The organism is Butyrivibrio sp. TB, assembly GCF_900110805.1.
Classification (GTDB): domain Bacteria; phylum Bacillota; class Clostridia; order Lachnospirales; family Lachnospiraceae; genus Butyrivibrio; species Butyrivibrio fibrisolvens_C.
The window spans coordinates 21944-36718 of the sequence record NZ_FOER01000037.1 but is presented as its reverse complement, the minus strand read 5'-3'; the positions used below and the strand labels follow the sequence as shown (position 1 = coordinate 36718).

The following is a 14775-nucleotide window of genomic DNA, read 5'->3' as shown; positions in this document are numbered from 1 at the left end:
ATGTTTGATTATAAAGTTTAATTATATATAATCAATGCACACTCCGCTTAAAATATGGCTTAATTATAATTTATTATACTATTTACCTTATATTCCCAACAGGAAGGCCTTTTTCTATTGTAGCATCAAGCCAGCTTTCAAATTCTTTATACATTTTTAACCTCATGTCGCGAGCAAAGCGAGTGATTAATGGTTCAAATTGATGGAGCTCGCGTCATCAATTTGGGTTTGAAAGTTGAACACTTTCAAATTTAAAACTTCACACTAAATGACTTCTTGAATTTATAATTCAATTATATCCGCGTTTCTATGCTCAACTTTGATAGGCATATCAGGTGCAGAAAGAGTCTTTATGACTACAATGATAGGTACGAGTGCGGAGATGATTCCAATACCATTATAGTTATCAACACTATCATGCTCTAAAGATGCATATACTCTTGCATACAGATCTCCATAATAGAATATCCTTGCAAGAAGTGCAAGAGTTCCAAGTTTTGGGATAATACTAAGGAGCATGATAACAAGCCACCCAAGACGGTATCGGTTAGTCGGAATATTAACAAAGAATGCGTTGGTTGATTTAATGCCTTTTGTCATAACGGTTGCCAGCACGTAGATGTTAAATACAGGGATCCAGGCATATTCGCTTTTTGGATATCCAATATTTTTCAGTATTTTGACAAGTGTAAGAGAAGTTATTATGTAATCGATAGCCACAATAGTAAAACTTCCAAAACCAAATCCACCTGATAATGTTAAAAATTGTCTCATCTTATAATTCCCCTTTGCGTTTGAATATATGGCGTTGTTGCCACTAATGTCGGATCATTAGCCGCTCATGACATGAGCTCTACTATGAATTTAGTATATATCAATTGTTATATATATAAAACAGTAAAAACGGCGAATTAGACTAGATTAAGACCACATTACTGAATATGATCATGGTATCTTGCCGCTGATTTTGTATTAGTAATTTACTAAAATTTTATGTAAAAAAAGTGGTATTCAAGTGATTAAATAAGCTATATATGCTAGAATCCTCTAGAGAAGTATGTCATGCAATAAATTTGCGTATAAATAGACGTTGCTGTATATACTGACAATAAATTAAATGGATAGTTTAGGAGTAATAGTAGTAGAAGTGGAAGCAAGGAAAAAACTGATCGACACATCTTTTTACAGGCATCTATGGAGGATAGTATTCCCCATAATCATACAGAATCTATTAAGCGCAGCCGTATCATCGGCTGATGTTATCATGCTCAATTATGTCGGGCAGAGCGCTCTATCTGCATCTGCACTTGCCGTGCAGTATGTAAATGTTATAAGTATGGTTATCTACGGAATGGGAACAGGTGCTACTATGCTCTGTGCCCAGTACTGGGGCAAGGGTGATCCAAGAGCCGTAGAGAAGGTCCAGGGTATAGCTCTTCGTATTACGATTATAGTTGGAATCCTGGTGACGCTTTGCTCTGTCACTATTCCCAGATATATGATGCTGTTATTTACTCCTGAAGAAGAGATAATAGGTCTTGGTATCACCTATTTAAGGATTGTTTCATTTGGCCTTATATTCTGGTGTATATCAGAAGTATACATAGCTGTAGTTAGAAGTATAGGACGAGTTTCTGAAGCTACTATCATTAGTATCACAGCACCTGTTCTCAATGTCTTTTTTAATGCTGTATTTATCTTCGGACTTTTTGGAATGCCAAAGCTGGGGATAGCAGGAGTTGCTCTTGGTACCAGCCTGTCACGTTTTATCCAGTTTGTGATCTGCCTTGTTTTTTCCAAAAAATCCAAGGATGTCAAATTAAACTTTGCCAAGATATTTGAAAGTAATAAGCTCTTGTGGAGAGATTTTCTTAAGATTGCAATACCTGCAGTTTTAAATGATGTATCCTGGGGACTTGCATATTCTACGTATTCTATCATAATGGGTCATCTGGGCTCGGACGTTGTTGCTGCCAATTCTGTTGTAACAGTTGCAAGGAATTTTGGAACGGTAGTAGGATTTGCCCTTGCATCAGCAACAGGTATCATTTTAGGTCAGATGCTTGGACGTAATGATTTTGAAAAAGCAAAAGCAGGAGCTCACAGACTAGTCATACTATCAGCGGTAACAGGACTAATAGGTGGTCTTATCATACTACTGGTATCGCCGCTTATAGTATCAGGAGCTTCACTGACACCTCAGGCCAAAGACCTTCTTAAGTTCATGCTCATGCTTCAAAGCTATTACTGTATGGGACAGACTGTTAATACATCTATAATAGTAGGTGTTTTCAGAGCGGGCGGAGATACAAGGTTTGGCTTTATCTGTGACACGATCGATATGTGGGTTTATGCCGTACCGCTTGGTTTTATAGCCGCTTTTGTTTTAAAGCTTCCTGTCAAGTGGGTATATTTCCTTCTTCTTACAGATGAGTTTGTAAAGTGGCCTTTTGTGTTCAAAAGATATTTTAGCTATAAATGGGTCAAAAACATTACAAGAGATAATATCTGATTTAATCCTTATACTTGGACGTAATGGTATCTCCAAAGCCAGATAAAACCTGTCTCCTTGTGAAAAATATAACAAAAATACAAAATAACCCCCTTTAATTTGCTGTTTTTGTATATTTATTTATGTCTTATGACATAGTATAGTTGTCGTATCAAGAAACACCGCTTTAGTTTTAGGAGGAAAAAAGTTTATGGAATTATTATTTGGTTTATTTGGTGGATTTATATTTGGGGGATTTGTTATCTTAGCACTTTTATATGTGTTATCATCCCTTGCTTTCGTGAAGGTCTTCAGAAAGCTTGGTTATCAGAGCCCGGGACTTGGATGGGTTCCGATTCTCAACATCTTTATCCTGGCTACGATCGTAACAACAGGGGTATCTAAAGTAAAGGTACTTGGAGCATTCGAACTTGATGTTAATATTTACAGATTTTTATGGGTACTTCCTTTAGCAGTATCTCTTCTGTTCGGTGGATGGGGCACAACAATTTCTTATATTTTCGCAGCTATTTATTATGGTGATATGTATTCAAGAGTATATGCATCATTCGATAATACTAATGTTGAGGATCAGACAGTTCTTGGTGCTGTATCAGGAATCATATCTATCATATTTGTTGTCAAGGCACTTGCAGCAGATAACAATCTGGTTCAGTTAAGATTCAGACATGATGATGTTCGTTAATTAGATGATGATCAATTTAAAAAGCCGCTTCCTTATGGAGGCGGCTTTTTTATGGGGATTTTAGATAAAAAACTGTGTAATGTCACATTATAAGCAGATTGATCTGATAATAGATAGGCATATAATCATAGATCAGCTTGCCTTAAGCTGCTTCTTAGAAGCAGGCCCGGCTTTCTTTTTGCCAAGTATAAGTTCGTGCAGCATCTTTAGTGGAACAGCAGATGCTACGCCAAGGGCAAATACTACAAGGACATATACGATCACATATTTGATATGGTAAGGAGATGGAACTCCGCCATCAAACTGCCATCCAAAGAGCTCTACATACAGACCGTGGATCAGATAGAATTCAAGTGTGATGCTTCCCATGAACTTAAGAAACTTGTTGCCAATCTTAAGTTTCATATTAAGAAGCAGTACACAGAATACAAATTCTGATGTTAGAACTATCTGTGACAGAAGGCTTATCCTTCTTCTCAGTATCGTATCAGGTGCACCCCAGTTCTCGCCGTAATAGCCAAATATGTTGCAGATAAAATCTGAGTATCTGTAGAGCGGATAGTATGCGGCAAGTGCTGCGATAAGATATACCCAGTAATACTTTTTGAGATGCGGGATTATCTTATTTTCAAATTTTGCAAAGATGATTCCTATCGGGAATAAGAATACGCAGTTATACCACCATTCTCCTCTTATCCAGAAATCGTTGTGATCTATACTGGTTCCCAGAAGCAGATATAAGACAACGAATGCGGTTGTAGAAAGGACTGCGAGGCCGTCTTTCTTAAAGATCTTAAATGAAATATAGAAAAACAGGTAAAGGAATGGTAATACGATCACGTACCAGGTGTTGGGATTGCAAAGGTCAATACTTGTAAGATAGAGCAGTACCTGATTTGCATCCATCTTCTCGCCAACAAGAAGTCTTGCAATGAAGAAGATAAAAGTAGTAGTGTAAAGAGCCAGAACTACAGGAAGGATTCTTCTTTTTACATATCCTTTCAGATAATTTTCTTTTGCGTGGAAACTTTTGTAAACCCCATATCCATTAAAAAACAAAAAGACGGATACCAATAGATATCCACTTGGCACAAAGATATCAAGACCGTGTACTATACGACTTGGCGGATACATCCAAGGCGCGCAGGTCTTTTGTGCGATGTGATGGAGCATGATGCATATAGCAAGGAATCCTTGCAACATCTTGGACTGCTCCAAAGACAGAAATTCATCGTTGAATTTCCCATGTCCTGTAAATCTTGCTCCCCATAACAAGATAACAGGCAGTACTACATAGACTGCATATACCATTTGTTGCATAACTATACCTCCAATAAATATATCGTAGTTTATTGGAGGTATGACCGCTTATCATTTATGATTATTTATTGTTCATATATTGCGAATATTACGATTACTTATCCTGCAAGCTTTTCAAATTCCTTGAGCTTCTGACAGGCCTGGTTAGAGAGGTTTTTGGGTACTATGACTTCTATGGTCACGTACTGGTCGCCGCTCCTATCTTTGTGGCCCATTACAGGTACGCCTTTATTCTTAAGCCTTATTTTGCCGCCTGACTGCATGCCGGCAGGGACCTTGCACATTACCTGGCCGTAAAGTGTATCTACCATTACCTCCCCGCCAAAGACAGCTGTAGTAAATGGTACTCTTGCTATAGTATAGACATCAGAGCCCTTTCTTTCGAAGCCGTCTTTTGGAAGGATATGTACTTTGAGGTACAGATCTCCTGACTTTCGCCCCATACGATTGCCTTTACCCTTTAATCGGATACTCTTGCCGTCTTCGATTCCGGCAGGTATCTTGACCTGCAAAGTCACTGTCTTGCCATCACCTTCTGTGATCTGGAGTCTTCTTTCTGCTCCAAAGGCTGCATCGTCAAAAGAGACATCTATATTAGAATGGATATCTAGCATTCCTGTATCTGCCCCTTCAAAGGGTGAACTGCCTTCATAGTAGGACCCGCCACTATAGGCATCATTGTAATAGCCTTCATCTTCGCTGCTATAACTAAAAGGACCTTTATTAAAATGAAAAGATCTTTTGCCTGAAGAGCGTGCACCGCCGAACATGCTTCCGAACAGATCACCGAATATATCATCCATATCTCCGGGATCATTAGTAAAGTGGGTATAATATCTGCCATTGCCTGAAAAACCTGAATAGGAGCTATTATTACTATCGCCTTGCGGGCCACCATTTTCAAATGCTGCAAAGCCATAAGTATCATATAGCTTCCTTTTCTCAGGGTCACTTAGTACTGCATAGGCTTCGCCAATTTCCTCGAACTTCTTCTTGGACTGTTCATCACTGCCTGCTGTATCCGGATGATATTTTTTAGCCAGCTTCCTATAAGCTGACTTAATCTCTTTATCAGTAGCGTTCTTGCTTACGCCAAGGACATCATAATAATCTCTCTTTGCCATAAGCATCGCCTCCTTTCGACAATGCCTTAATATTTCTGCATTTTATTAAGTAATAGATCATACTTTTGTTACTTATGTTCTATCACAAATAGAACAATGATTCAATAGATTTGAGCCTTGGATATATTAAGTTTTAATAAATTTTACATATCCGTGCTTTAGATGTTCGAAACATTGTAGACCGCCATGTAAAGATATGCTCCTTTGTTCTATGCAAAATAATTTAGCATTTTTTAAAAAGGTCAATATTGCAAAGTCTTTGAACCTGTCTGCATGGAAACATGCCGCTCATCCCATATAAAATTACAATTAAAAGCGGTTTTGTATAAGGGGCAATATATATCTATAGAATACAAAACATCTAAAAACTATACAAAAGGGAAGGAGCAAGCATGTTTAACAAAAAATGGGGAACGAAGCGCGTTCTGGCTATCATAATGTCGCTGGTCGTGCTAGAGCCTGCAGTTTTATCAGGCATATCAACTGTTTCATATGCTGAGCAATTGTCAGATCTGGGAGATGATCTAAACGCAGAGGCTGGTAGCTCATCAGGGTCTTCATCTTCTGATGAGCAGAATAGTAGCTCTCAGGGTTCTACAGATAACTCATCAGGGACAGGGTCCGGTGCAGAAGATAGTACAGGATCTGAAGGCTCTGATAATGCAGCAACAGCATCATCAGCAGAGGATGATCCGGCTCAGGGAAGTTCTGATTCATCTTCTAAGGAGACTTCTGATGCAGCAACAGCTGAAGATTCAGAAGATGGTGCAGATGCATCATCAAGTGCGTCAACAGGAGACTCTTCTGATGCAGCATCGAGTGCTTCAACTGGTGCATCGGATGATGAGACCAAAGATAAATCCAAGACTAAAAGCGCCGTCTTGGGCGCAGGCAGGACCACTTCACCTATGTCTGATCAGGGTGATGACGGATATGAGAACTTTACAAGCGATACTCAGGTTGCAGACTTTGTATTTGGAACAGATGGCAATATCTCTTCCGAAGATACATATAGTAGCGACAAGGGATACGGTTTTAGCGATGTAGACTATAATACCGACCCTACGGGCTGGTCAGGCGGCGTATATTACGAAAGAAAGGCCAATGTCTCTACAGGAAGTGCTTCCTATGTAAGTGACTCTGAGAACTACCTTGAGATCAGGTCCAAGGTATGGACTGAAACTGAAAGCTCAGGTTATGGTGTCTATACTTATGAGAACACTTCTACACTGGACGTAGACCTTTATAATGCTGATTACAAGGTTGAAGTTACTTTTGCTAACCCGACTGGATCTTCATATTCTGCTTATCTTGAAGCAGAGGATATCGGACAGGTAAGCGGTATTAATATATCCGCAGGCGGTGAGGCAACTGCATCTTATGAAGTGAGTCTTATAGACGGAACCCTTAATATGAAGTTCCTTGCATCAGGATCTGCAACATCTATATCAGATGCAGCTACTTCATCCGTATATATCAAGGAAGTTGTTATCACAAGACTTTCAACAGATTATGCATCTTCCAAGCCTACACTATATGTGGCATCGGATTCTACAGTTCAGACCTATGATGCATATTACTATCCTCAGACAGGATGGGGACAGACTTTTAGCAACTGGTTTGGTGATCTTGTAGAAGAAAGAGAAGCAGTAAATGCCTCTTTTTCCCAGTCACAGGTATATGAAGCAGAAAATGCTACAATAGAGAACCGCTCTATAGGCGGACGTTCCAGTAAATCTTATGTTGAAGAAGGTAAACTTGAAGATATCCTTGAAGATATCGGCGCAGGAGACTATCTCTTCATACAGTGGGGGCACAATGATGCAACAGCATCCCGCCCTAACAGATATGTGTCAACATCAGATTTTTCCAAATGGATCATGATGTATGTAAGAGGTGCTTATCAAAGAGGTGCAACACCCATACTCGTTACACCTGTTTCAAGATACAGCTATACTTATGATTCAAATGGCAGACTTACATGGAAATCAGACTTTGAAGCATATCGTCAGGTTATGATATCACTTGCAGGAGAATATGATATTCCGATCATTGACCTTACAAGTCGTTCAGGTGATATCTGCGAAAGCCTTGGTGCAGAGGGTGCCAAAGCTCTTTTCCTGACAGGTGTAGAAGCTGGTGACTATTCAGAAGGCGCATATACAGGCGGATCTTCAGATGCTACTCACCTTCAGTGGTATGGCGCATTCAAGTTCTCGCAGGCAGTTGCGCAGGGTATCGTTGACTATGCAGATAATACTGACAATGAGTATAAGCTTGTAGGAACCTGCAATGATCAGCTTGACGCTCTTGCATCACTTGTTGAAATAACAGCAGCAACGGATGCTCCTTCCAAGGTTACAGGACTTGAGATAACCAGTAAAGGTTCTACAAGCGTATCTCTTTCATGGGACAGCGCAGAAGGCGCAGAGCTTTACTATATCTACAGAGCTGTTCTTGAAGATGGCCAGAAGGCAGAAGATATTGATTTTACCAAGGCTGAGAAATATTCTGTATCCTCAAAGCGTACATATACAGACTCTAACTGCGGCGCAGGAGTTACCTACGTATATGCTGTTGCAGCTTATAACAGCTACGGCCTTGGCGAAGTTTCAGATTATATAGAAGCTACAACCAAGAATGCCGGATACAGATTCGACTTTAACTACAATTCATCCCCTACAATGGAGGGATGGAACGGCGTAACACAGAGCCAGAGCTATAGCTCCTCAGTAGGATACGGCTGGATCAAAGCGCCTGGCAACGGCCGTTATAGAAGCGGCAACGGCAAGGCTGACTCATCTGATATGGCAGACGATTTCTGCCTTGGAGCAGGTGAATTTGCAGTAGATATTCCTAACGGAAGCTACGAAGTTACTATCTATGCAGGAGACTTGTTGCCAGGTACCAGCACTATCAAGTGTGCGTATACTGCAGAGGGCGTATCTATAGGATCCATTGCCTGCAAGCAGTCTCTTGGCTCATGTACAGCCACTGTTAACGTAACAGACGGACAGCTTAACATAGTAGTAGGCGGAACCAACAATTACATCAATGGTCTTACTATCACAAGCCTTCTTACAGCACCCGGTAACCTTACTATCACAGAGCTTTCCTTTACAGATACTACAGCTTCTTTCCTGTTTGCATTCAATACTGTAGAAGAGGCAAAGAGCTATACAGTATACCAAAAGACGAGTTCTGATACAGATTATAGTGTTGCTAAGACCTATACAGCAGATGAGCTTGTAGAAAAAGATCTTGACTGCAGAGCTATGGTTGCTGACCTTGGCGAGACATATTCTTACTATATGACATGTACTACAGCAGACGGAGTAGAGTCTCCTGCAAGTAACATCGTAACACAGGAGATGATCGATCCATCAGTAGCAGTTCCTGGCGCAGTCAAAAATGTAGAATGTACAAGCCCTAAGGAAGATGCATCAGAGCTTCAGAACTATATATCTCTTTCATGGGATGCTAATGATATCTCTGACAAGGTTATCAAGTATGTGATCTACAGAAGTGATAAGGCCGAAAGCGACAAGGGCTTTAAAGAATTCACCAAAGTAGGTACTACAACTAAGACAACTTTTACAGACAAAGATGATGTCGCAACCAACATTCACTACTATTACAAGGTAGCTGCAATGAATGCAGGTGGTATAGGTGAGCTTTCGGAGGTATGCATCACACCTGTAGTTGGAACACTTGTAGCAGGCGGTCTTGAGACATACTCCAGCAGACAGCTCGTAGCTATAAGCCTGTCCGGAAGTTCAGGAGCATCCACCTATGTGACTGCAACTGATTCTGAGGGAAAAGAAATAAAGAGCGGTGTATATCTTAGCTGGAGAGCTTACAAGGGTGATTTTAGCGGCAAAAATCTTACAACAACCTTTACCGTATATCGTAATGACGTTAGGATCGCTACTAATATAAGTGTTACGAACTGTATCGATGAAGGCGGATCATCTTCTGATGTATACAGAGTTGTAGGATCCAACGACTCATCACTTGGTCTTAAAACGATCGGAACCAAGGTCTGGGACAATCAGTATCTTGAGCTTCAGCTGGTAAAGCCTTCTGATCAGACTATGCCTGATGGATCTACATGTACATATACAGCCAATGATATGTCTGTGGGTGACCTTGACGGCGACGGAGAGCTTGAGCTTATAGTTAAGTGGTATCCAAGCAATGCCAAGGATAACTCAGGATCAGGCTATACCGGAACAACTTTCCTTGATGCCTATGATGTTAACTTCGCAACAGGCGCCTGCAGCCTTATGTGGAGGATCGACATGGGTATTAACATCCGTTCAGGTGCTCATTATACACAGTTCCAGGTATGGGATTTTGATGCGGATGGATGTGCAGAGATCGCAGTAAAGACAGCTGACGGAACTACAACATACGACGCTGACCTTCAAGAAACAGGTTATGTCGGAGCATGCTCCATGGCTGACCTTGATACAGCAACTATTTCTACCAAAAATGATTATCGTAACACATCAGGATATGTTCTCGACGGACCTGAGTACTTCACAATGTTCAACGGTGAAGATGGAACCATAATAGATACTGTTAAGTACACTCCTGAAAGAGGCTCTGTATCTGCTTGGGGTGATGGCTACGGCAACAGAGTAGACAGATTCTTATCATGTACAGCTTATCTTAATGGAACAACACCTTTTGCAGTATTCTGCAGAGGCTATTATACAAGAACTTGTCTTACAGCATATTATCTTTCTACAGCAGATGACGGTACTCAGTCTATCGGTACTTACTGGACATTCGATACCAACGATGCCGGTTCACAGTATGAAGGCCAGGGCAACCACGCAGTAATAGTTGCTGATGTAGATAATGATGGCAAAGATGAGATAATATACGGCTCACTTACACTTGATAATGATGGAAGTGTTCTGTATTCTACAGGACTTGGACATGGTGATGCAGAGCATGTAAGTGATTTTGTATCATCCAACGACGGACTTGAGGTAATGGATGTTCATGAACATGATAATGCAACATATCATGTTGAGATCCATGATGCTCAGACTGGTGAGATCCTTACAGGATACTACACAGGTAAGGATACAGGACGAGGCATGGCTTCTGATATCGATCCTACAGCAGAAGGCGCTGAGTACTGGTCAATAGCAGATCCAAGCTATTCATCCAATGATGAGCCGTCCTGGAATTCAAGAAATGCAAGTGTATATTCTGGTCAGTCCGGTGTATTTAATTCATCAGATACAGATGGATCAAACCTTATAATACTTACAGAAGGAAGCACACCAGCTGTTAACTTCTCACTGTACTGGGATGGTGATCTCCTTGCAGAGATGCAGGATCATACCTTTAACTCAGCAGCATATGTGCCTCTTACAACAACAATTGAGAAGTGGGACTATGAAAATGGTATATCCTACACACTTTTTGAATCTTCAGAAGTATTAACCTCTAATGGAACTAAAGGTAATTTAGGACTTGTAGGCGATATCCTTGGTGACTGGAGAGATGAGATAGTAGCAAGATGCTCTGATGATGCATCAAAGATCAGAATCTACTCTACAACAATTACTACAGATTATGTGATCCCATGTTCACTTACAGATCTTCAGTACAGAGAAGCTATTGCATGGCAGAATGTTGGATACAATCAGCCTGCACATACAAGCTATCTGATATCAGAAGGCCTTGTAACATCGAAACTTTCAGAAGGCGATGTAAGCTCAAATAGTATTGATGTTCTTTATACTAAGGCATGTGATGGATCAGTATATGGTCACGATGTAGAGGGATATAGCGTATACAGAGCTGATGTAACAGTAGATTCTGATGGCAATGAGACAGTAGGTGACTATACTAAGATAGGTGAAATTGATACAGATGATATGGTCAAAGCTTCTGAAGGTGGATCATCATCCGGATCAGGTTCTTCTGAATCAGAGCCTGTATATCTTAAGTTTGACTTTGGTAACGGAAGAGTCGAAGATGGCTATACACAGGTACTTGCAGATACTGCTTATAGCTCAGATACAGGATATGGCTTTAGTAGTGAAACTATTAAGAAGAATATTTTATCAAATAAAACTTACAGATCATGGACTGATGAAGACAACGCAGATCTTCTGTATGACTCCGTATTTGGTTTTGAGACAGATGGAAGTGCAGAGTTTGATGCAGATCTTCCAAACGGAACCTATGAAGTAACATTTATAGTAGCAAACGGATCAGGAGCTTACTATCAGGCTATATCCTGCGAAGGAGAGACAGTATCTACTATTAATAATTTCCGTCATGGCAAGAGTGATATAACTATTGATAAGATAACAGCTACAGTTACAGTATCAGACGGAACTCTTAATATCGTAGTACAGACCAGTAAGAGCGGATATGGTTCCATGTATTTTACAGGAATCGAGATCAAAGACGTAGATTATGACAACTATCTGTCTGAAAGCAAAGCTTCAAGTACTAAGGACGATGCTACAAACAAGGACGATGCTGATACAACAGGAAGATACGTATATACTGATAAGGATGTAGAAGCAGGTCACAGCTATTCATACAAGATAGCAGCAATTGTAGATGGTAAGGATTCCTATAATTCCAAGGCACTCACTATCACAAGCGGTATTGATGTATCTACTGTAATTGATACAGATGTTTCTTTTGATATACCAGGTTCCATGAAATTTGATGACGATGATGCTCTTGAAGCTTATATCATCTCATTAAAAGAAACATATGCAGTTAAGGATCAAAACGGCAACGTATCAAATCTTGCAGTAAAGAGTATAGACGTATCCAAGATTGATATGAGCGCTGTTGGAAGTTACAAGGCTGATGTAACACTTAAGGGTTGTTCAAAGACTGTAGAGATTACAGTTAACGTAATTGAAAACGGAGCAACAGGTTATGCAAAGCTTGACGATATCACTGTTATAGTCGGAGGCAGCGTAACACTGCCTGAGACTGTAGAGGCAACATTCCTTGACGGAACATCTGACAGCGTAAACGTAACCTGGGATACATCTTCACTTGAACTTAACAAAGTAGGAGAGTACACCCTTAAAGGATCTGTAGAAGGCGATGAGAACTGTGTAACAGTAAAAGTTATCGTAGTAGACGACTACATCGTATCTGCAGATGATGTCTATGTAGAAGCTGTATATGGCAGCAAAGTAGAAGACTATCTTCCGGATACAGTTGCAGCGACCTATTATAGCGGAGCAGTTAAACAGGCACAGGCATCATATGATACTTCCAAGGTAGATATGAACACATCTGCAACTTATAAAGTTCCTGGTACTATTAATGGCACAGATGTGACATTCACTCTTAATCTTGTAGTAAGATATGAAGCTCTTTACAGCTTTGATTTTGGTATATCTTCAGGAACAGGCGCTGATGGCTGGACTACACTGACAGCCAATCCTAAAGGCGGTAGCAAAACGCTTGACAGCCTTGGACTTACATATTCCAAGGAAAAAGGCTACGGCTTTACAGATGGAACAGCCACATGTCAGGGAAGGTCAGAAAGCTATGAATATACTCAGGGCGTGATCCCCAAGAATGTATATACTGATTTCATAATTCCTGATGGTCAGACATTTGTTGTTGATGTAGAAAGCGGCAGTTATGAAGTTGATGTTGTTTCAGGTTCATATTACAAATCAACTGTTAAGGCTACTATAGAGGGTACTGCAGTAACTGTATCTAATGCAGCATCTACTTATAGTATAGGAACTTATACAGTAAGTGTAACTGATGGTCAGCTTACTATAGAGTTTGCAGCAGGCGCTACATCTAGAGTTGATGGTATTGTTGTAAGAAAAGTAGGTTCAAACTACAATACACCTGGCGATGATCCTACAGATGACAACAAGGAAACTGGCAATACCAATACTGACAATAAGGAAACAGATAATCAGGAAACAGGTAACACCGATAACACAAATACAGATAACAAAGATTCTGGAAATACTAATACTGATAATACAAATACAGAAAGTAATAGTTCTTCAGGATCAACACAGAGTTCCGGAACAGGCAATACTTCAAGTAGCACAGGATCCGGAACAGGCACTACAGGAGGATCAAGCTCATCAACAGGAAACACAAGTTATTCAACAGGCAGTACAAGCTCAACAACAGCTTCCGGTAATACTTCAGATAATAGTACTACTACAGGATCTGGAACATCATCAGGAAGCGGCACGACTACTCAGGATGGAACACTGGTTGCAGATGCAGACAATACTCCCGGTCAAGTAGCTGGTGCTACAAGACCACAGCCTAGTGGAACATCTTCAGGTACATCTACAGGTAACGCAGGCAATGCAACCGGTTCATCAGATAATGGTGGTGATGATACACAGGAACTTGTTGCAGAAGTTACTCAGGATACAGATATTGCAGAAAGTACAGAAGAAAACGTTGAATCAGATCAGTCTGATAACACACAGTCCTTAGAAACAGAAGGCGAAGGCCAGACTACTACTGAGCAGGGAGAGAGTACTACAATCGAAGAGTCAGATACAGCGCAGGGAGATACACCACATCATAACCCGGTAGCTACTGCAGCTGCTGTAGCATCAGTATTTGTAATCCTTGCAGGACTTATCTTTGCAGGTATCAAATCCGGCTTCTTTCTTAAGATCCTGGCTTTTATCAGATAACTGATAGTTAGACGATAGTATTAGGCTGTTACATTTTTCTTTTTCATAATAGTTAAGCTAATATGCAAGCCGGCAGGTAGATCCAAGTGTAGGATTGACCTGCCGGCCTTGCTTTTTTTATGCTGTGATTAAAAGAAAGAATCTAAGAAAAGAATAAACTGATACGACAAGACTATTTATTGGCAAGCTGCTCTTTACTTTGAACATTTCTTACTGCAGGATGTCTATATAGCGTGTATATACACTGGATTCGTGTTATAATGTGCTTTGTTGCAAAACTGCGCTATGAGCAAATTATAAAGGGTTAATTTGCAGATAATGCTATGTATTATCATATGCATTTGAGCTATTATGATACTCATAAAAGGAATCTATTTCCAGCCGGCAATAGCCGGTAGCGGTTAACATCTGTAAAAATCAGCTTATGATAGAAAGGAGCATGTT

General features: G+C 40.3%; 6 protein-coding genes. 3 read left to right on the top strand and 3 right to left on the bottom strand.

Annotated features, from left to right (window positions below; all coding sequences use genetic code 11):
* Nucleotides 1-282 precede the first annotated feature (282 nt).
* Nucleotides 283-774, bottom strand: a complete 492-nt coding sequence (locus BMX21_RS17940; RefSeq protein WP_092046549.1) for a hypothetical protein — start codon at nt 772-774, stop codon at nt 283-285.
* A 343-nt stretch (nt 775-1117) separates the two neighbouring features.
* Here BMX21_RS17940 and BMX21_RS17935 point away from each other — a divergent pair, with 343 nt between their 5' ends.
* Together BMX21_RS17935 and BMX21_RS17930 are read left to right on the top strand one after the other, a co-directional pair.
* Entirely contained in the window at nt 1118-2512 is a 1395-nt protein-coding gene (locus BMX21_RS17935) for an MATE family efflux transporter (RefSeq protein ID WP_092046547.1), read from the top strand.
* Nucleotides 2513-2702: 190 nt separating this feature from the next.
* On the top strand, nt 2703-3197 hold the full coding sequence (locus BMX21_RS17930; protein ID WP_092046545.1) for a hypothetical protein: 495 nt from the start codon (nt 2703-2705) through the stop codon (nt 3195-3197).
* Between the two features lie 132 nt (nt 3198-3329).
* Here the strand turns inward: BMX21_RS17930 and BMX21_RS17925 are convergent, their stop codons facing one another.
* Entirely contained in the window at nt 3330-4517 is a 1188-nt protein-coding gene (locus tag BMX21_RS17925) for an acyltransferase family protein (protein WP_092046542.1), read from the bottom strand.
* 98 nt (nt 4518-4615) lie between these two features.
* Entirely contained in the window at nt 4616-5641 is a 1026-nt protein-coding gene (locus tag BMX21_RS17920; RefSeq protein WP_092046539.1) for a DnaJ C-terminal domain-containing protein, read from the bottom strand.
* Nucleotides 5642-6033: 392 nt separating this feature from the next.
* Here BMX21_RS17920 and BMX21_RS17915 point away from each other — a divergent pair, with 392 nt between their 5' ends.
* Entirely contained in the window at nt 6034-14331 is an 8298-nt protein-coding gene (locus BMX21_RS17915) for a rhamnogalacturonan lyase family protein (RefSeq protein ID WP_092046536.1), read from the top strand.
* The last annotated feature ends 444 nt before the right edge of the window (nt 14332-14775 follow it).